This window comes from Pseudomonas sp. Pse79, assembly GCF_024519615.1.
Lineage (GTDB): Bacteria > Pseudomonadota > Gammaproteobacteria > Pseudomonadales > Pseudomonadaceae > Aquipseudomonas > Aquipseudomonas veronii.
On sequence record NZ_JALJRR010000018.1, the window covers coordinates 41,006 to 58,499 of the forward strand.

The 17,494-nt window shown below is 56.6% G+C and carries 17 protein-coding genes, 1 tRNA gene and 1 pseudogene; 13 read left to right on the forward strand and 6 right to left on the reverse strand.

Annotation, left to right across the window (positions count from 1 at the left end):
• Positions 1 to 35 precede the first annotated feature (35 nt).
• The 4 genes from rpoE (at position 36) to NR164_RS21280 (ending at position 3,891) form a co-directional block, all read left to right on the forward strand.
• Positions 36 to 617 (forward strand): RNA polymerase sigma factor RpoE, encoded by a 582-nt coding sequence (rpoE, locus tag NR164_RS21265; protein WP_003172477.1) that lies wholly within the window; start codon positions 36 to 38, stop codon positions 615 to 617.
• 32 nt (positions 618 to 649) lie between these two features.
• On the forward strand, positions 650 to 1,237 hold the full coding sequence (locus tag NR164_RS21270; RefSeq protein ID WP_046384370.1) for a sigma-E factor negative regulatory protein: 588 nt from the start codon (positions 650 to 652) through the stop codon (positions 1,235 to 1,237).
• A gap of 16 nt (positions 1,238 to 1,253) precedes the next feature.
• The gene (locus NR164_RS21275) at positions 1,254 to 2,216 is read left to right on the forward strand and encodes a MucB/RseB C-terminal domain-containing protein (RefSeq protein WP_046384369.1); all 963 of its coding nucleotides are present in this window, start codon (positions 1,254 to 1,256) and stop codon (positions 2,214 to 2,216) included.
• 235 nt (positions 2,217 to 2,451) lie between these two features.
• A complete protein-coding gene (locus NR164_RS21280; protein WP_108524274.1) occupies positions 2,452 to 3,891 on the forward strand; it encodes a DegQ family serine endoprotease in 1,440 nt (479 codons plus the stop codon).
• Between the two features lie 65 nt (positions 3,892 to 3,956).
• Here the strand turns inward: NR164_RS21280 and NR164_RS21285 are convergent, their stop codons facing one another.
• Positions 3,957 to 5,390 carry a M48 family metalloprotease gene (locus NR164_RS21285; protein WP_046384367.1) on the reverse strand — a complete coding sequence of 478 codons (1,434 nt, stop codon included), beginning with the start codon at positions 5,388 to 5,390 and terminating at the stop codon, positions 3,957 to 3,959.
• Positions 5,391 to 5,485: 95 nt separating this feature from the next.
• Between NR164_RS21285 and NR164_RS21290 the strand changes: the two genes are divergently transcribed.
• Positions 5,486 to 5,725 carry a sulfurtransferase TusA family protein gene (locus NR164_RS21290; RefSeq protein ID WP_017844915.1) on the forward strand — a complete coding sequence of 80 codons (240 nt, stop codon included), beginning with the start codon at positions 5,486 to 5,488 and terminating at the stop codon, positions 5,723 to 5,725.
• A gap of 32 nt (positions 5,726 to 5,757) precedes the next feature.
• Positions 5,758 to 6,828 (forward strand): AI-2E family transporter, encoded by a 1,071-nt coding sequence (locus NR164_RS21295; RefSeq protein ID WP_017844916.1) that lies wholly within the window; start codon positions 5,758 to 5,760, stop codon positions 6,826 to 6,828.
• 38 nt (positions 6,829 to 6,866) lie between these two features.
• Here the strand turns inward: NR164_RS21295 and NR164_RS21300 are convergent, their stop codons facing one another.
• Both NR164_RS21300 and NR164_RS21305 read right to left on the reverse strand, forming a co-directional pair.
• Positions 6,867 to 7,340: a peroxiredoxin gene (locus NR164_RS21300; protein ID WP_046384366.1), complete on the reverse strand. Its 474-nt coding sequence runs from the start codon at positions 7,338 to 7,340 to the stop codon at positions 6,867 to 6,869.
• Positions 7,341 to 7,350: 10 nt separating this feature from the next.
• Positions 7,351 to 7,911 (reverse strand): glycine cleavage system protein R, encoded by a 561-nt coding sequence (locus NR164_RS21305; protein WP_003172487.1) that lies wholly within the window; start codon positions 7,909 to 7,911, stop codon positions 7,351 to 7,353.
• Between the two features lie 273 nt (positions 7,912 to 8,184).
• On the opposite strand from NR164_RS21305, the gene dapA reads away from it, so the two are divergent.
• The 5 genes from dapA to NR164_RS21330 all read left to right on the forward strand — a co-directional run bounded on the left by dapA (position 8,185) and on the right by NR164_RS21330 (position 11,873).
• Positions 8,185 to 9,063, forward strand: coding sequence for a 4-hydroxy-tetrahydrodipicolinate synthase (dapA, locus tag NR164_RS21310; RefSeq protein ID WP_017844918.1), 879 nt, complete (start codon positions 8,185 to 8,187; stop codon positions 9,061 to 9,063).
• 17 nt (positions 9,064 to 9,080) lie between these two features.
• A complete protein-coding gene (gene bamC, locus NR164_RS21315; protein ID WP_046384365.1) occupies positions 9,081 to 10,196 on the forward strand; it encodes an outer membrane protein assembly factor BamC in 1,116 nt (371 codons plus the stop codon).
• Between the two features lie 4 nt (positions 10,197 to 10,200).
• Positions 10,201 to 10,959: an MBL fold metallo-hydrolase gene (locus tag NR164_RS21320; RefSeq protein WP_079443044.1), complete on the forward strand. Its 759-nt coding sequence runs from the start codon at positions 10,201 to 10,203 to the stop codon at positions 10,957 to 10,959.
• A gap of 27 nt (positions 10,960 to 10,986) precedes the next feature.
• Positions 10,987 to 11,700, forward strand: coding sequence for a phosphoribosylaminoimidazolesuccinocarboxamide synthase (gene purC, locus NR164_RS21325; protein ID WP_017844921.1), 714 nt, complete (start codon positions 10,987 to 10,989; stop codon positions 11,698 to 11,700).
• Between the two features lie 83 nt (positions 11,701 to 11,783).
• Positions 11,784 to 11,873, forward strand: a tRNA-Ser gene (locus NR164_RS21330).
• Between the two features lie 875 nt (positions 11,874 to 12,748).
• On the opposite strand, the gene NR164_RS21335 is transcribed toward NR164_RS21330, so the two are convergent.
• The gene (locus tag NR164_RS21335) at positions 12,749 to 13,567 is read right to left on the reverse strand and encodes a DUF6236 family protein (protein ID WP_256823235.1); all 819 of its coding nucleotides are present in this window, start codon (positions 13,565 to 13,567) and stop codon (positions 12,749 to 12,751) included.
• Between the two features lie 454 nt (positions 13,568 to 14,021).
• On the opposite strand from NR164_RS21335, the gene NR164_RS21340 reads away from it, so the two are divergent.
• Together NR164_RS21340 and NR164_RS21345 are read left to right on the forward strand one after the other, a co-directional pair.
• Positions 14,022 to 14,324: a type II toxin-antitoxin system HigB family toxin gene (locus NR164_RS21340; RefSeq protein WP_046384363.1), complete on the forward strand. Its 303-nt coding sequence runs from the start codon at positions 14,022 to 14,024 to the stop codon at positions 14,322 to 14,324.
• A gap of 3 nt (positions 14,325 to 14,327) precedes the next feature.
• Positions 14,328 to 14,699: a type II toxin-antitoxin system HigA family antitoxin gene (locus NR164_RS21345; protein ID WP_017848700.1), complete on the forward strand. Its 372-nt coding sequence runs from the start codon at positions 14,328 to 14,330 to the stop codon at positions 14,697 to 14,699.
• 468 nt (positions 14,700 to 15,167) lie between these two features.
• Here NR164_RS21345 and NR164_RS21350 read toward each other — a convergent pair whose 3' ends face one another.
• Together NR164_RS21350 and NR164_RS21355 are read right to left on the reverse strand one after the other, a co-directional pair.
• Positions 15,168 to 16,028 (reverse strand): DUF6216 family protein, encoded by an 861-nt coding sequence (locus NR164_RS21350; RefSeq protein ID WP_256823236.1) that lies wholly within the window; start codon positions 16,026 to 16,028, stop codon positions 15,168 to 15,170.
• A gap of 445 nt (positions 16,029 to 16,473) precedes the next feature.
• Positions 16,474 to 17,268, reverse strand: a pseudogene (locus NR164_RS21355) (EAL domain-containing protein); the annotation flags it as partial.
• Positions 17,269 to 17,494: the final 226 nt, after the last annotated feature.

Here is a 17,494-nt window from a genome sequence, read left to right on the forward strand (position 1 = left end):
ATGCAAGCCTCCTTCAAGTACAACGAGGAGTGTTCATGCTAACCCAGGAAGAGGATCAGCAGCTGGTCGAGCGCGTTCAACGCGGCGACAAGCGAGCTTTTGATCTGCTAGTGCTGAAATACCAGCACAAAATTCTCGGGTTGATCGTGCGGTTTGTGCACGACACCCATGAAGCGCAGGACGTTGCACAGGAAGCCTTTATCAAGGCATACCGTGCGCTGGGCAATTTCCGCGGTGACAGCGCGTTTTACACGTGGCTCTACCGCATCGCCATCAACACGGCGAAGAACTATCTGGTGTCTCGCGGACGCCGCCCACCAGATAGTGATGTCAGTTCGGAAGATGCAGAATTTTACGATGGTGATCACGGCCTCAAAGATCTCGAGTCGCCGGAGCGTGCATTGCTGCGCGACGAGATCGAAGGCACCGTTCATCGCACTATTCAGCAACTGCCAGAAGATTTACGGACGGCGTTAACTTTACGTGAATTCGATGGTCTGAGTTATGAAGACATTGCGAGCGTCATGCAGTGTCCGGTGGGGACTGTAAGGTCACGGATTTTCCGGGCCCGGGAAGCCATCGATAAAGCCTTGCAACCGTTGTTGCAGGAAAACTAAAGACAGCGGCGACAGCCAAGAGAGGAACCGCCATGAGTCGTGATGCCCTGCAGGAATCGCTGTCCGCAGTGATGGATAACGAAGCGGATGAACTGGAACTTCGTCGGGTGCTCAATGCATTCGGTGATGCCGAAACCCGTGATACCTGGTCTCGTTACCAAGTCGCTCGGGCGGTGATGCACAAGGATCTTCTAATCCCTCGTCTGGATATTGCTGCGGCCGTTTCTGCTGCACTGGCTGATGAAGCCGTTCCGGCAAAAGCTGCGCGGGGGCCATGGCGTAGCCTGGGTCGCCTGGCAGTGGCCGCTTCGGTGACTGTTGCCGTTCTGGCTGGTGTTCGCCTGTACAACCAGGACGAAATCGCCGGTGCCGAACTGGCCCAGCAGACTCAGCAACCGATCATGGCTGGCCCGCAAGTCAAGGGCCCCGCCGTACTGGCAGGCTACAAGGAAAGCTCCGACACTACCGGCCCGATGGCGAACGGTGTGCTTCAAGGGCAATCCGGCTGGCAGGATCAGCGTCTTCCAGGCTACCTGCGCCAACACGCACAGGAATCGGCCTTGAAAGGCACTGAAAGCGCTCTGCCTTATGCTCGCGCGGCAAGCCTGGAAAACCGTTGAACCGTTGAGGAGCACTATGCGCGCCATACCGCTCCTTACGCTTTTGCTCAGTGGTTGGTTTGCACTCCCCGCCCACGCCGATGATGCCCAAGACTGGTTGACTCGACTTGGGCGTGCTGAGCAACAGCAAAGCTTCCAAGGTACGTTCGTCTACGAGCGTAACGGCAATTTTTCTACCCACGACATCTGGCATCGTGTCCAGGACGGTCAGGTTCGCGAGCGGCTTTTGCAGCTCGACGGTTCGGCTCAAGAAGTCGTGCGGGTAGACGGTCGGACGCAATGCGTCAGCGGCACTCTTGTCGCCGGCCTCGGCAATTCGCGTGATGCCCCTTCACGTGCGCTTGATCCGCAAAAAATCGCGCAATTCTATGAACTGGCCGTCATCGGTAAATCTCGCGTGGCCGGTCGAAATGCGGTGATTGTGTCGATCACTCCGCGTGACCAATACCGCTATGGTTTTGAGTTGCACCTGGACCGCGAAACCGCGTTGCCCCTTAAATCCCTGCTGGTGAACGATCAGGGGCAGTTGCTGGAGCGTTTCCAGTTCACGCGATTGAACACCTCGGTCACGCCGGATGATCGCGACTTGCAACCCACTGGCGATTGCACGCCTATTGCAGTGGCCACGGCTAAAGCGCCCGAGGTGCAACCTGCCCAGGACTGGCATCTGGAATGGTTGCCGCCGGGTTTCCAGTTGACCAGCAGCAATGCGCGCAAAGACACCCAGACCAAAGCGACGGTCGACAGTCGGATGTATGAAGATGGGCTGGCGCGGTTTTCGGTATTTCTTGAGCCGATCGGCGAATCCGGCGTTACCGAAACCCGTACCCAGTTGGGCCCGACGGTGGCGGTGTCGCGTCGGCTGAATACGGTGGATGGCGAAATGATGGTCACGGTAGTGGGCGAAATCCCCATGGGCACCGCCGAGCGCATCGCGCTGTCGGTGCGCGGTGAAAAAAAACCAGCCGCCAAGCCGTGAATCGTTAATCTTATGTTCATCCTGGCCTTTCACCCTACGTCCATGCGAGGTTGGCTGCCGAGCGTCATGAAATGTCCGGTCCAGCATTTTCACTTGCAAAAATCTCTCATATTTTTTATAGGTCAGGGCTTGTCGGCGCTGACCATGTTTTGTTCGCGGAACGGAGATGTCGGTCACAGTTTCCGGCGTTTCCAGAACCCTGTCGCCCAACCCTGCTCGTCGTAACGGGAGCTGTATGTCGATACCACGCTTGAAGTCCTATTTATCCATAGTCGCCACATTGTTGGTGTTGGGTCAGGCCGTGCCCGCGCAAGCGGTCGAGCTGCCTGATTTCACCCAATTGGTCGAGCAGGCCTCGCCTGCCGTGGTGAACATCAGTACCACGCAAAAACTGCCCGAGCGCAAAGTCTCCGACCAGCAGATGCCGGACCTGGAAGGCCTGCCGCCGATGCTGCGCGAGTTCTTCGAGCGTGGCATGCCGCAACAACGCGCGCCCCGTGGCGGTGGCGGTGGCCAGCGTGAAGCGCAGTCCCTGGGCTCAGGCTTCATCATCTCGCCCGATGGCTACATCCTGACCAACAACCATGTGATTGCCGACGCTGACGAGATCCTCGTCCGTCTGGCTGACCGCAGCGAGTTGAAAGCCAAGCTGGTCGGCACTGACCCACGTTCCGACGTGGCGTTGCTGAAGATCGACGGCAAGGACCTGCCTGTGCTGAAACTGGGCAAGTCCCAGGACCTGAAGGCCGGGCAATGGGTCGTGGCGATCGGTTCGCCGTTTGGCTTTGACCACACCGTGACCCAAGGCATCGTCAGCGCCATCGGCCGCAGCCTGCCCAACGAAAACTACGTGCCGTTCATCCAGACCGACGTACCGATCAACCCGGGTAACTCCGGTGGCCCGCTGTTCAACCTGAACGGCGAGGTGGTCGGCATCAACTCGCAGATCTACACGCGCTCCGGTGGCTTCATGGGCGTGTCGTTCGCCATCCCGATCGACGTGGCCATGGACGTTTCCAACCAACTCAAAAGCGGCGGCAAAGTCAGCCGTGGCTGGTTGGGCGTGGTGATCCAGGAAGTGAACAAGGACCTGGCCGAGTCCTTCGGCCTCGACAAGCCGGCCGGTGCGCTGGTCGCTCAGATCCAAGACGACGGCCCGGCAGCCAAGGGCGGCCTGCAAGTCGGCGACGTGATTCTGAGCATGAACGGCCAGCCGATCGTCATGTCGGCAGACCTGCCGCATTTGGTGGGCGCGCTCAAGGCGGGCAGCAAAGCCAAGCTGGAAGTGATCCGTGAAGGCAAACGCCAGAACGTTGAACTGACCGTCGGCGCCATTCCGGAAGAAGGCGCGACCCTTGATGCCCTCGGTAGCGCCAAGCCGGGCGCCGAGCGCAGCAGCAATCGCCTGGGTATTGCCGTGGCCGAGCTGACGGACGAGCAGAAGAAGGCCTTCGACCTGAAAAGCGGCGTGGTGATCAAGGAAGTGCAGGACGGTCCTGCCGCGTTGATCGGCCTGCAGCCAGGCGATGTGATCACTCACCTGAACAATCAGGCCATCGACAGCACCAAGCAGTTCACCGACATCGCCAAGGCGCTGCCGAAGAACCGTTCGGTCTCGATGCGCGTCCTGCGTCAGGGCCGTGCCAGCTTCATTACCTTCAAGCTGGCTGAGTAACACCGGCGCATCAAAAAGCCCCGCCTTCGTTTAACGAGGACGGGGCTTTTTTGTGGGCGGTGGGTTTAGCCCATCATTCCTTTCACCAAGCGTTCCTGTTCGATCAGCTCACGCTGGCGTGCGTCGATACGTGACGACAGTGGGAAGTTGCTGCCGGCACGGCGCTTGGCGAAGTCCAGTTGTTGAATGGCTTGCTGGAAGTCGCCGACCAGGGCGAAGTACTCGGCGCGCGCCTGGTGCAGGCCGATGATATTGCCGGACAAGCCGCGCGTTTCGGCGACCTGGTACCACACGTCCGGATCGTCCGGGCGCGACTTGAGCAAACCGTCCAGGGCCTTTTCCGCATCGGCGGTGCGGTTCTGTTTGAGTAAAAGGTCCACTCGCACCTGGTTCAGCGGATAGTTGCCGGGGTACTGGGTGAGCATCCGGTCAGTGCGTTGCTGGGCATCCGGCAAGCGGTTGTTGGTGATGTCCAGTTCGATCTGCGCCAGGTTGTAGGTAATGTCGTTGGGCGACTTGGCCAACAGCGGGGCCAGGTTTTCCCGGGCTTCCTTGAGCTTGGTCCCCTTGATTTGGGCGATGGCCAGACCATAGCGCGCCACGTCGCTTTTCGGGTTTTCGTCCAGTTGGGCCTGGAAGCGCTTGGCGGCGAGGCCTGGCGTGTCTTCGTATTTCAACTGCACCCGTGCGCGAATCAATTGATAACGCAGGCTGTCTTCGGTGCCGCCGAGCTTGGCCTGTTCGGCACGGTTGCGGGTGTCGGCGATGCGCGATTCGGTCACCGGGTGAGTCAGCAGGAATTCCGGCGGCTTGGCGTCGAAGCGGTATTGACGCATCAGGCGCTCGAACATGGTCGGCATGGAGCGTGGGTCGTAACCGGCTTTCTCCAGGTTGAGGATGCCGATGCGGTCGGCTTCTTGTTCATTCTGGCGCGAGAACCGCCGTTGTTCCTGGATCGCCGCGGCCTGGGTGCCGGCAATTGCAGCAATGCCGGCGTCGCCCGCACCGGCTGCGGCGGCAATGATGCCGCCGAGCATCGCGGCCATCATCGGGATCTGCATGCGCTGTTGCGCTTCGACGCCGCGGGCGAAGTGGCGCTGGGACAAGTGAGCCAGTTCGTGGGCCAGCACCGAGGCGTATTCACCTTCGGTCTGGGCGTTGAGGAACAGCCCGCCGTTGACCCCGACGATACCGCCAGGCGCGGCAAAGGCGTTGAGCTGCGGGCTGTCGATCAGGATGAATTCCAGGCGGCGGTCATTGACCTGGCTGGTCTCCACCAGTTTGTACACGCTGGATTCGACGTAATCCTTGAGCTGCGGATCGTTGAGCTGCGCGACCTGGCCGCGTAAGTAGGCAAGCCAGGCGCGGCCCAGTTGGTATTCCTGTTGTGGCGAGACAATGGCTGAGCTGGCGTCGCCAAGTGACGGCAGGTCGTCGGCAAAGGCCGGGGAGGCCAGCAGGCAGGCCAGCGTCAGCAGGGTGGGGCGCAAAAAAGTCATGCACAGAGCCTTTCGACAAAGAGCTTACTGTAGCCGGACACTGAGCGTCGGACCAGATATTCTAAGCAACCTGAACGCTTGCCCGGAGTAAAACCATGACCGACGCTGTAGCCTTTGATGCCGAACTCGATGCCAGCGGCCTCAATTGCCCGTTGCCTTTGCTCAAGGCCAAACTCGAACTCAATCGATTGGCCAGCGGCGCGGTGCTCAAAGTCATCGCCACGGATGCCGGTTCCCAGCGTGATTTCCGCACCTTTGCCAGGCTGGCCGGTCATACCCTGGTGCATGAAGAAGACGCCGCCGGTGTCTACCGTTATTGGTTGCGCAAGGCCTGAAGCGTCCGTTTCCCACCACCCGAGGTTGATTGATGTTCAAAGTGTTACGAGACTGGATTCAGCGCTACTTCTCCGACGAGGAAGCCGTGGTGCTGGCGGTCCTGCTGTTCCTGGCCTTTACCGCCGTCCTCACCCTGGGCGGCATGCTCGCCCCGGTGCTGGCGGGGATGGTGCTGGCCTACCTGATGCAGGGGTTGGTCACCACCCTGGAGCGTCTGCGCTTACCGGGCGCGGCGGCAGTGGGGCTGGTATTTGCTTTGTTCATGGGGCTGTTGCTGGTATTTATCGTGGTGGTCGTGCCACTGCTGTGGCACCAGTTGATCACCCTGTTCAATGAGTTGCCCGGCATGCTCGCCAAATGGCAGTCGCTATTGCTGCTGTTGCCGGAGCGCTACCCGCATCTGGTGTCGGATGAGCAGGTATTGCAAGCCATCGAAGTGGCGCGCGGCGAGATCGGAAAGTTCGGGCAGTGGGCGGTGACCTTTTCCCTGTCCAGCCTGCCGTTGCTGGTCAACATCATGATCTACCTGGTGCTGGTGCCGATCCTGGTGTTTTTCTTCCTCAAGGACCGCGCGATGATCGGCCGCTGGGTAAGTGGCTATCTGCCGCGTGAGCGTGCGCTGATCACCCGGGTGGCCGAGGAGATGAACCGGCAGATCGCCAACTACATTCGCGGCAAGGTGATCGAGATCATCATCTGTGGCGGCGTGACCTACATCGCCTTTATTGCCCTGGACCTGAACTACGCGGCGCTGCTTGCATTGCTGGTGGGCATTTCAGTGGTGGTGCCGTATGTCGGCGCGGTGGTGGTGACGGTGCCGGTCACGTTGATCGCCTTGTTCCAGTGGGGCTGGAGCGACCAGTTTATCTACCTGATGGCGGTGTACGGCATCATCCAGACCCTGGACGGCAACGTACTGGTGCCGCTGCTGTTCTCGGAGGCGGTCAACCTGCATCCGGTGGCGATCATCTGCGCGGTATTGTTGTTCGGCGGGTTGTGGGGGTTCTGGGGCGTGTTCTTTGCGATCCCTCTGGCGACGCTGTTCAAGGCGGTGCTGGATGCATGGCCGCGGCAGGAACCGGTGGTGGCGCCCTTACTCTGAAGCGAGGGGAGGGCGCGTGCGCCCTCTCCCGATGATGCTCACGCGTTATGCAAAGCCTGGGCGGCCGCCAGCACGGCGTCCACATGCCCTGGCACTTTCACGCCACGCCATTCCTGGCGCAGCACGCCATCCTTGTCGATCAGGAAGGTGCTGCGATCCACGCCCAGGTATTCCTTGCCATACAGCTTCTTCAGCTTGATCACATCAAACAGCTGGCAAACCGCTTCGTCCTTGTCGCTGATCAGCTCGAACGGGAATTCCTGCTTGCCCTTGAAGTTCTCATGGGACTTCACGCTGTCGCGCGACACGCCAAACACTTCGGTGTTGGCTGCCTTGAACGCCGCGTACTGGTCACGGAAACCCTGGCCTTCGGTGGTGCAACCCGGGGTGCTGTCCTTCGGGTAGAAGTAGATCACCACTTGCTTGCCCTTGAGGGCTGCGAGGCTGAAGGTCTGGCCGCTGGTGGCCTGGGCTTCGAAATCGGCTACGGGTTTGTCGATGACTACCGCCATGGGGGCTTCCTTACATTGGGTTCTGTGGGCGCCACGGCTCGATCAAGGCGTCGAGGTTCAGGGCATCGGCGAAGTCCAGGAACTGGTCGCGCAGCCAACTGATCTGCACGCCGGCCGGCAAGGTCACGGTAAACGTGGCGTTGAGCATGGTGCCGCCGGTTTGCGGTGCCTGGTAGGTGTCGCAGGTGAGGTTTTCCAGCTCGACGTTATGGTCGATGAAAAACTGGCACAACTCGTTGACGATGTCCGAGCGGTAGGCCGAGCTGACATACGCCACATAAGGCAGGGCCTGCGGGCGGTTTTCCAGCGCGGCGCTGCGTACCACATTGACGGTGAAGTCGTGCTTCTTGGCCAGGCCCGGCAGGCCGGTCTCCAGGCGTGCCAGGGCGTCCCAGGTGCCGGAAATCTGCAGCACCAGCGCACTGCACTCGCCATGGCGGGTGAGGCGGGAGGTGACGACGGCGCAGCGGTTTTCATGGCTGGCGCGGCACAGGACGTTGGTCAGCTCCATGGGGTTGGCGCCGAGGGCACTGATAACAAGGAATTGTTCGCGAACTGTGGGGGTGGACATGCAGCCTTCCTAAAACGATGAGCGGTCGATACGGTGAGGGCTGTATCGATCAAAGCATGAAGGGTAGCGAAAAGCGTCGCCAAGGGATAGGAGGTGGCGTTTTCATTGCGTGATCGGCGGGTTTTTACCCCGTCTCGACCCGCACTTTCGCGCAATGATGGCAATGCCCGTCGTTTAGTTGCGCCAGAACGCATCCTCAGGCGGTACTTCGCTTGTACAAGCATCTTGGCGCCAGTACCATTACGGCTCTCTTTTTCCGGCAGGAGCGGTTGCATGATTGCGGGCAGTATGGTGGCACTGGTCACACCCATGGATGCACAAGGTCGTCTCGACTGGGATAGCCTGGGCAAACTGGTGGACTTCCACCTGCAAGAGGGCACCAACGCCATTGTGGCGGTCGGCACCACAGGTGAGTCGGCCACTCTCGACGTGGAAGAACACATCCAGGTCATCGAGTTCGTGGTCAAGCGTGTCGCGGGCCGTATCGCCGTGATCGCCGGTACGGGCGCCAACTCGACGCGTGAAGCGATCGAGCTGACCAGGAACGCCAAGAAAGCCGGCGCCGACGCCTGCCTGCTGGTGACCCCGTACTACAACAAGCCGACCCAGGAAGGCCTGTACCAGCACTTCCGCACCATTGCCGAAGCGGTCGATATCCCGCAGATCCTCTATAACGTGCCAGGTCGCACCGCGTGCGACATGAAGGCCGAGACCGTGATCCGCCTGTCCACCGTGCCGAACATCATCGGCATCAAGGAAGCCACCGGCGACCTGCAGCGCGCCAAGGACATCCTGGCAGGCGTGAGCAGCGACTTCCTGGTGTATTCCGGCGACGATGCCACTGCTGTCGAGCTGATCCTGCTGGGCGGCAAGGGCAACATCTCGGTGACCGCCAACGTGGCCCCGCGTGCCATGAGCGACATGTGCGCCGCCGCCCTCGCCGGCGATGCCGTGACCGCGCGTGCGATTCACGAGAAGCTGATGCCGCTCAACAAGACACTGTTTATCGAATCCAACCCTATTCCCGTGAAATGGGCGCTGTTCGAGATGGGCATGATGCCGGACGGTATCCGTCTGCCGCTCACCCGCCTCAGCGAAGCCTGTCACGAACCGCTGCGACAGGCCCTGCGCCAGTCCGGCGTCCTGGTTTAATTGAGGAAGCACTACGCATGAAGCGATTGGCCGGACTTTCCGCACTTGCCTTGATTATCTCCAGCACCAGCGGCTGCGGTTGGATCTGGGGCCCGGAAGGCTACTTCCGTGACCGCGGCAGCGATTACCTGGAAGCACAAGCAACCAAACCGATGCAATTGCCGCCGGACGTCAACGTCGCCAAGCGCCTTGACCCGTTGCTGCCGATTCCGCGCAATGTCGCCGACGACACTGCCAAGGGTGAGTACGTGGTGCCGCGTCCACAGCCGATCTCGGCCGTGGCGAATACCAGCGACTACAGCCTGCAGAAGAGCGGCGATTCGCGTTGGATCGTGGCACAGCGCCCACCTGCCGAAGTCTGGCCGGTGGCGGTGCAGTTCTTCCAGGACAATGGCTTTCGCATCGACGAGCAGCGCCCGCAGACCGGTGAGTTCACCACGGCGTGGCAGCAAGGCAGCGAGCTGTCCGCCAGCATGGCCAAGCGTTTGCAGTCTGGCGGTATCGCCGCTGACAGCGAAGCCCGTGTACGTGTACGCATCGAGCCTGGCGTGCAGCGCAATACCAGTGAAGTCTATGTGGTCAGCGCCGAGCGTCCTGCCGGCAGCACATCCAACGTCGAGTTCACCAACCGCTCGGTCAACACCGGCGTCGACGCCGCACTGGTCGACGAGATGCTGGCCAGCATGAGCCGTATTTCCGAGAAGGGCGGTTCGATCTCCCTGCTCGCCGCACGCGATTACGATACCCCGAGCCGCGTCAGCCTCACCGAAGACGGCAGCGGCAACGTGGTGCTGAACCTGGGTGAAGACCTGGATCGTGCCTGGGCCAGTGTCGGTCGCGCGTTGGAACAAGGCCCTTGGCGTGTTGAAGACATCAACCGCAGCCTGGGCCTGTACTACATCAACGTGGCGGAAAAAGCCGAGAAGAAAGACGCCGAGCCAGGTTTCTTCAGCAAATTGTTCGGCAGCGCGCCGACCAAGGAAGAGATCGAAACCCGCGCCGAGCGTTATCAGATTCGTTTGAGCAAGGTTGGCGACAGCGTGCAAGTCACCGTCGAGAAGAACATCAACACCGTTGCGCCAGCTGAAACAGCGCGCAAAGTGTTGGGCGTGATTCAGGACAACCTGGGCTGATCCGATGCGTTTTGCCGTTCTCGGCAGCGGTAGCCAAGGGAACGGCACGCTGGTCGCTCAAGACGACACGTATGTGCTGGTGGATTGTGGTTTCTCGTTAAGGGAAACCGAGCGGCGCCTGCTGCGCCTGGGGGTTCACCCCTCGCAGCTGAGCGCGATTCTGGTGACCCACGAACATGCCGACCATGTGCATGGCGTGGGTTTGCTGTCTCGGCGCTACAATCTTCCGGTGTACCTGAGTCGCGGCACCTTGCGCGGGATGCGCAAACCCATTGAACCCGCAGGCTTCCTGGCCGGTGGCGAGCAACTGCAGATCGGTGCCTTGTGCATCGATGTGATTGCCGTGGCGCATGACGCCCAGGAGCCGACGCAGTATGTATTCAGTGGCGGCGAGCGACGTTTCGGCGTACTCACCGACCTGGGTTCCTACTGCGCCAAGGTGCTGGACGGTTACCGGGATCTCGATGCATTGATGATCGAGTCCAACCACTGCCGAGACCTGTTGGCTCGCGGTCATTACCCGTACTTTCTCAAGCAACGGGTGGGCGGCGAACTCGGGCATTTGAACAACCACCAGGCGGCGTACCTGGTGTATGAGTTGGGCTGGCAAGACCTGCAACACCTGGTCCTGGCCCACCTGAGCAGCAAGAACAACCTGCCGCAGCTGGCCCGGCAATGTTTTGTCGATACCCTTGGGTGCGACCCGGACTGGCTGCAACTGGCCGATCAAGATTCAGGGCTCGACTGGCGACACATCGCCTAGCCCACCTCACTCAAAGCGGAGCCCATCATGGAAAAACGTGAAGAACTCTACCGCGGCAAAGCCAAGTCGGTATACAAGACCGACGACGCCAACCGCCTGATCCTGCTGTTTCGCAACGACACTTCGGCGTTCGACGGCAAGCGCATCGAACAACTGGATCGCAAGGGCATGGTGAACAACAAGTTCAACGCGTTCATCATGCAGAAACTCGAAGCGGCCGGCATTCCGACCCAATTCGACAAACTGCTGAGCGACAACGAGTGCCTGGTCAAGAAGCTGGACATGATCCCGGTCGAATGCGTCGTGCGTAACTACGCCGCCGGCAGCCTGGTCAAGCGCCTGGGCGTGGAGGAGGGCCTCAAGCTCAACCCTTACACCTTCGAGCTGTTCCTGAAGGACGACGCCAAGGGCGACCCGTTCATCAACGAATCCCACGTCGTGGCGTTCGGCTGGGGCACCGCCGAGCAACTGGCGCGCATGAAGGAACTGTCCCTCAAGGTCAACGACGTGCTGAGCAAGCTGTTCGACGACGCCGGCCTCTTGCTGGTCGACTTCAAGCTTGAATTCGGCGTGTTCCACGACGGCTCCATCGTCCTGGGCGACGAATTCAGCCCGGACGGCTGCCGCCTGTGGGACAAAGACACCAAGAAGAAGATGGACAAGGACCGCTTCCGCCAAGGCCTCGGTGACGTGATCGAAGCCTACGAAGAAGTCGCCAAGCGCCTCGGCGTACCGCTGTAATCGACGCAAGCATCTGATAGCACGGAAAAAAATCGCTTCGGCGCTTTGCTTTCCAGAGACAGGCTGTTATGATGCGCGCCGTTGGAGAGATGCCAGAGTGGCCGAATGGGACGGATTCGAAATCCGTTGTACCTTCACCGGTACCTAGGGTTCGAATCCCTATCTCTCCGCCATTATTGAATACGACTAAGCCCCTGAAATGGTTGAACATTTCAGGGGCTTTTTCGTTGTTGGAGTTTGGTTTAGGGCAATTCTCAAGGCTCGCCCAGCAGCCTTCCATCACTCATAAGGATTTGGTGATGCGATACCCGCTACCGCGCCTTGTTGCGCGGCTCTCCCGCCGCTGCCTACTCAAGCAATGTGGTGGTCTCCGTAGAAGGCGCAGCAGGCGTTATTCAGTACGCCGAAGCGCGCACGTACCTGCAGCTTTTGGATCGGGGTGAAAAAAACCATGAACTCCCCCGAAAGCGAATATCACTTCGAGCTGAAAGATGCTTACTTTGTTCGAGTCCGTGTTGATGCTGCCAAACGCGCACCGATTCTCTTTCGAATGTCTTGCCAAAACTGGGGGGGTGCCCCGTGGTACGCCGGGCTCGCGGGATCTACTCGTGGGAGCCGGTCCCGATCACATGGCACGCGAGGTGGAAGCCGCATTGGCCTGGTTGCAACATCAAGGTGAGTAGGGCCAGCGGTTAGCCAAATTGGCGAGCCTGCGCTATCTACCGGAACGGGAGCTGTCCGTTGCTGAGCAGATGCGGCAGCTGGGACTGGAGCCATCGGCGGATAGGACTTATCGCAACTGGGCCCAGCGACTGCATGATCGAATGATTGCTGAGTTATCGAGACGCTCTGAGAGACGCGGTACTTGACCAGCTGTCAGCCGATAGTGCGTCAAAGCTTTATCACTGTGTCGTTGTGGAAGCACACTTGAAACGCCTACTTTGTAGGTTTTCTGTTAGAGAGTAAAAAGATCTCAGGTTGGTTGCTTGCATCTCCGTATAGGACGGATCCCCATCGCTATCGAGTTATAAAAGTTGGACGAGTGATGTCATATTTTGTTGAGGTTGACCAAATAAGAGAGCGCCTTTAGATCCTTCGGGATTTCAGTCGCTGTAAATAGTTTTGCAGGTTCAAAGCTAATGAAACCCAATGCTTCTTTGGCGACCTGACTTTTGTCTCCTGCTAGTAAAGCACTGGCCAACGAAAAAGTGCTTTCGATGTTAAGGCTGATGTTGAAGCTGGAAGCAACTCTTCGTAGTAGGCCTTTCGTAGCTGAGGCATTGACGTTGGTTATGGATTTTTTGAGGTTTGCTATTGCTGTCGCTAAACCTCTCTCGGTGTCTGGCTGAGAAAGAATCAGTTGGTAGATGTTGTCCAGATGATTTCGAAATTCTAATAGTTCATCTTTTCTCTTGTCTTTGTAGTTTAATATGTCATCGAAAGATGATTCTGGGCTTGGAATCGGTAGGCATTCATAAATTTTTATTTCGATCCCTGGGTTCTTCGTAAGCTGGTTCTCGCTCGGAGAGAGCTTGTGATTCGCCAGGCTCCACTGCCCAGGTTGGACACTATGGCGTATCTTCAGGGCATTTTCGATTAGGTTTAGTTTTGTGTGCTTTGGTTGAAATGTAGAGCCCTCGTCGTGCAGCGTGTGTTCTAAGATTCCGGCGCTCTCGAGAAATTTATCGTCAGGTGTTGATTCAAAACCTATTCTGGTAGTTTTTGGGATGTCAATTTTGTCAAAGTAAAGTAAGTATTTTTTAAAGGTGTCAGGGTGAATGGTTCCTAAGTAGCTAATATTTTTATGTGTGTCGAGATCTAGTGAGGGTGCTATAACTATCCCTCTCATGTTGTTTTCAATAGTCATGTTGTGTGTGCTTTATAAGTTGGGTCTGATTTTAAGTTAAATTATCAGGGGTTGCTGATTGAGTCTAGTGAAGGCTTTTAAAAGTTCTAATTGATAACGTTTCGCACGCATCAAATTTCCCCGGCGATGAGCGAGAGTAAACCCAGGCTCTATAGCTACCACTGGCAAAATACTCGACTCGGCTGGCTCCGGGATCATCCACTTTGTGCTGAATGCTCTCGTCGCGGTCGCACCGGCGCCGCAGTGATCGTGGACCCTTTGATCCCCGCCACGGCGACGTACATCTCTTCTGTGGCCGCGACGGCTTCTCCAACGACCCGATCATGGCGGGTGTCTGACTGCAAAATTTTTTTATGATTTCAGTTTGGCGTTTCTGAGTGTGGGGGAGTATCAGGACACGGCAAACAGATGAAACGCACTTGTGTGAGTCCCACCGTGGGACTAGGATCATTCTATGAGAATCATCGCGATCAGCCAGCTCAAGACTTTTTGGCAGAAATATCCGGATTCAGAGCAATCCCTCCTTGCCTGGATTGACGAGGTCAAGAAAGCGAACTGGCAGACGCCCGCAGACATCAAAGGCCAATTTCGCCATGCGAGCGTTCTCAAGAGTCGCCGGGTCGTGTTCAACATCAAGGGCAATGACTACCGGCTAGTGGTCGCTGTGGCCTACCGCTACAGCGCTCTCTATATCAAATTTGTCGGCACACATAAGCAGTACGACGCCGTTGACGCAGATACTGTTGAAATGGAGTAACCCATGAACATTCGACCCATTCATACCGAACAGGATTACCAAGAAGCGCTGAAGGCTGTCTCGCCGCTGTTCGATAATGAGCCAGAGCCAGGGACTCCTGAAGGGGATTACCTAGAGGTAATGATTACGCTGATCGAAGCTTATGAAGCGAAACACTTCCCGGTTGACCTGCCCAACCCGGTGGATGCCATACGTTTCAGGATGGAGCAGTCCGGTTTGTCAGCGACAGACCTTGTGCCTGCCATCGGGCGCAAGAATCGGGTTTATGAGGTTCTGAACGGGAAGCGAGCTCTTACGCTGCCGATGATTTGGAAACTGCATGAGATGTTTGGGATTCCGGCGGAGAGTTTGATTAAGCCGGTAAAAGCTCTGTAGTACTGAGCTAGTTTGATTTGCTGAAAAATCCGGGCTTCTGATAAGAGTGCCGGATTTTTTTGCCTGCCGTTCATGGCTGACCGACATCGGTGGCCGCAAGGGCTTCTTCAACAACCCGATCATGGCGGGCGTCTGACCGTGAAACGCTGGAAACCCGGACGGCTGCGCGCCGCCTTGCAGCAGTGGCTCGGCGTGCCCATTGGCTTGGCTGAAAGGGCCTTCTGGCAAGAGTGGTTCAGCACCTCCAGCATGGCAAAGCCGTGTCGGTCGATTCCGCCATGCGGCTGGACAGCATCTTCGGAGCTTCGCTGTCAGCGGAAGAGGCCGCAGCGAAGGTCTTCGCCAAACGTACTATGAGCCTGCTCGTAGTCTAGAAAAGGCATTAGATAGGTTTCGGGGTGTGATCAATCAAGCGAGGCGACTCTAACGGTGTAATGTAAGAGTCGCAAAGCTATTCAGCTGGATGGGTTATTTTTTGAAAATTTGTTTTTTGGGCGGATGAATTTTTTCGTGGAGTTTTTTTGCAACATCTGATCTGGATATTCGCACCAATATACAGAACACGGAGAAAATCGAAATTGCGACGATTGCCAGAAGAAGCCCTCGTTGCCCCTTGAGCCCATTGTTTACATGCTCACGGTATTTGTCCTCGCCAAAGAGCGAGCAGATGATGTTGATGTTTTTTTCTGAGAACTCGTGATTGATAAATTTTTTAAGTGATTCCGGTGACTGGCACTCTTTCTCTGTTAGCGTTGGGTTGGATTTGAAAAATCTGAATTTAGCATCGCCCTCGGATAGGTAAAATGACGGAGCTTCCGGAGCGTCTTTCAATGAAACCATCAGGTATTTTGCGTTCGTAAGTGGTACTGAAATGCTGATAATTACGAAGAAAAAGAAGAGTAGCGCAAAAAACGCACATTGAGCTTTTTTCGAAAACAGGGTCTCTTTAAATTTTAGGCTGTTAAAGTTTTTCCAGTCTATATATTTTCTTGCTCGTGCAACATCTCTATGGCAGAAGCCATTTTTCTTGATCCATTCCTCGGCGAGTTTGGTGTCAGCCAAGTTCTGTGCGGGTATGTTGAACTCGAATCGGTAGTATTCAACTTCCCTGAGGTTTTTTCTTACGTTTTCATAATCTTCGGTTTCAAATTTTGTGGAGCCGCCGAAAAAGCGCCACATTAAGTCGCGTAGGAATATCAGTGAGCCTGAACGTGAATAAATGTACAAAGCTAACAAGCAGATGGCGATACCGCTACCTAAGCTTGCCAGTGTTGCATAGTTTTCAAATGTCCAGTTTACGATGTTGTCGTTGAAGTTTTGCTGTGACACAGAGTCATCCTTGATTTAGTTCTGATGGAAGGTTTTATTGGCTGTTTAGCCATTAAGCAATAGGCATTTTTAACTCGTCCTTAAGTTATTTGTGTCTGCGACGATAGCGCTCTATGCCCTACAGGGAGGATAACCCATGTCCGACACCACCCGTGACCAGTTCAAACAGGTTTTCTCCGGGCTGGAGTGTGCCTCCGGCGCCTTCAGTAAACAAGCCGAGGAGACCATGAGCGAAGCGCGCAAGGCTGGCGGTTTATCCGAGCAAACCAAGGCCTCCGTGCCTGAGGAATCCGTTGCCTGGATCTCTGGGCTGCAGTTGGCCAGAAAATGCAAGGACGCTTCCAGGTTTCGCCACTTCGCACCGGGTTGGATATTAGAGAAACCTTGCGAAGGTCTGCACTTCAGTCAGCGCTCGACATTGAATTTTTGGCATGCCACGAACCATTCAATTGTCTTTGAGCCAATTATCTATGTGCGAATGATGCATGGGCTGCGAAAAGTAATAACCTTGGACAAAAAAACAACCCAGGCTAATCAAGGCTTCCAATTCCTCGCGAGTTTCCACGCCCTCGGCTATACATTCCAGTTGCATGTCACTGCTCAAAGCAACTAGAGACTTTACAATTTTGTAGCGGGTTGGGTTTTCATCAATGCCAGTAATAAAGGTTCGATCTATTTTTATTTTAGTGAGCGCCAGCGAAAGTAGTTGGCTAAGACTGGAGTATCCAGTGCCGAAATCGTCAAGGGCCACTCCGCAACCTAGCCGACAGAACCTGTCAATAGTATGTTGCACTTTAACAACATCCTGCATGATCGCTGTTTCGGTTATTTCCAGGTCCAGTCGCCTGGCGTCGAAATGGCTGGCCTTGATGATTTCGATTATTTGTCCGGCGATTTCGTCTGAAGCGCAGTCGTGCGCGGACAAGTTAAAAGAAAGGCAAATGTGGCGGGGCCAGTCAGAGGCAATCAGCAATGCCTTGCCGAGCAGGTGAGTGGTCAGGCGATTTATCAGGCCGATCCGCTCGGCAATCGGAATGAACTGGCCGGGAGGCACGTCACCTAGCTCTGGGCTGTTCCAGCGTGCCAATGCCTCGAACGCTACGGTGCGCCAGCTGCGCAAATCAATCACCGGCTGAAAAACCAGGCTGAATTCGTGCTCGATATCGACCTGGCGTAACGCCTGTTCGATCATGCCTTGTCGTGTCAGTTGTTGAAGGTGGGAAGGTGTGAGCATGAACGTTTACCCCCAGTTACCCAACCATAGGCAATAGGAGCGGTGTTTTTTGACCTGTAACGACAAATAACTGCTGGGTGCTTCTCAAACGCGGGTACCTGCAGGCACCAAAAATCAATCGCATTTTCCGGCAGGCATAATTTTCGGCGTCCATGGGAAAATTCCTTAGCAATTCAACATCGTTCAGATAGTCAAAAAATGACTATACTGAAATTGGCTAGAAAATAATAGC

What these genes read in the sequence shown, in the direction of transcription:
- rpoE (WP_003172477.1), top strand. Translation starts at nt 36, where the DNA reads ATGCTAACCCAGGAAGAGGATCAGCAGCTGGTCGAGCGCGTTCAACGC.
- NR164_RS21305 (WP_003172487.1), bottom strand. Translation starts at nt 7,911, where the DNA reads ATGTCCACCCCCACAGTTCGCGAACAATTCCTTGTTATCAGTGCCCTC.
- NR164_RS21275 (WP_046384369.1), top strand. Translation starts at nt 1,254, where the DNA reads ATGCGCGCCATACCGCTCCTTACGCTTTTGCTCAGTGGTTGGTTTGCA.
- dapA (WP_017844918.1), top strand. Translation starts at nt 8,185, where the DNA reads ATGATTGCGGGCAGTATGGTGGCACTGGTCACACCCATGGATGCACAA.
- NR164_RS21290 (WP_017844915.1), top strand. Translation starts at nt 5,486, where the DNA reads ATGACCGACGCTGTAGCCTTTGATGCCGAACTCGATGCCAGCGGCCTC.
- bamC (WP_046384365.1), top strand. Translation starts at nt 9,081, where the DNA reads ATGAAGCGATTGGCCGGACTTTCCGCACTTGCCTTGATTATCTCCAGC.
- NR164_RS21335 (WP_256823235.1), bottom strand. Translation starts at nt 13,567, where the DNA reads ATGACTATTGAAAACAACATGAGAGGGATAGTTATAGCACCCTCACTA.
- purC (WP_017844921.1), top strand. Translation starts at nt 10,987, where the DNA reads ATGGAAAAACGTGAAGAACTCTACCGCGGCAAAGCCAAGTCGGTATAC.
- NR164_RS21300 (WP_046384366.1), bottom strand. Translation starts at nt 7,340, where the DNA reads ATGGCGGTAGTCATCGACAAACCCGTAGCCGATTTCGAAGCCCAGGCC.
- NR164_RS21320 (WP_079443044.1), top strand. Translation starts at nt 10,201, where the DNA reads ATGCGTTTTGCCGTTCTCGGCAGCGGTAGCCAAGGGAACGGCACGCTG.
- NR164_RS21280 (WP_108524274.1), top strand. Translation starts at nt 2,452, where the DNA reads ATGTCGATACCACGCTTGAAGTCCTATTTATCCATAGTCGCCACATTG.
- NR164_RS21295 (WP_017844916.1), top strand. Translation starts at nt 5,758, where the DNA reads ATGTTCAAAGTGTTACGAGACTGGATTCAGCGCTACTTCTCCGACGAG.
- NR164_RS21285 (WP_046384367.1), bottom strand. Translation starts at nt 5,390, where the DNA reads ATGACTTTTTTGCGCCCCACCCTGCTGACGCTGGCCTGCCTGCTGGCC.
- NR164_RS21345 (WP_017848700.1), top strand. Translation starts at nt 14,328, where the DNA reads ATGAACATTCGACCCATTCATACCGAACAGGATTACCAAGAAGCGCTG.
- NR164_RS21340 (WP_046384363.1), top strand. Translation starts at nt 14,022, where the DNA reads ATGAGAATCATCGCGATCAGCCAGCTCAAGACTTTTTGGCAGAAATAT.
- NR164_RS21270 (WP_046384370.1), top strand. Translation starts at nt 650, where the DNA reads ATGAGTCGTGATGCCCTGCAGGAATCGCTGTCCGCAGTGATGGATAAC.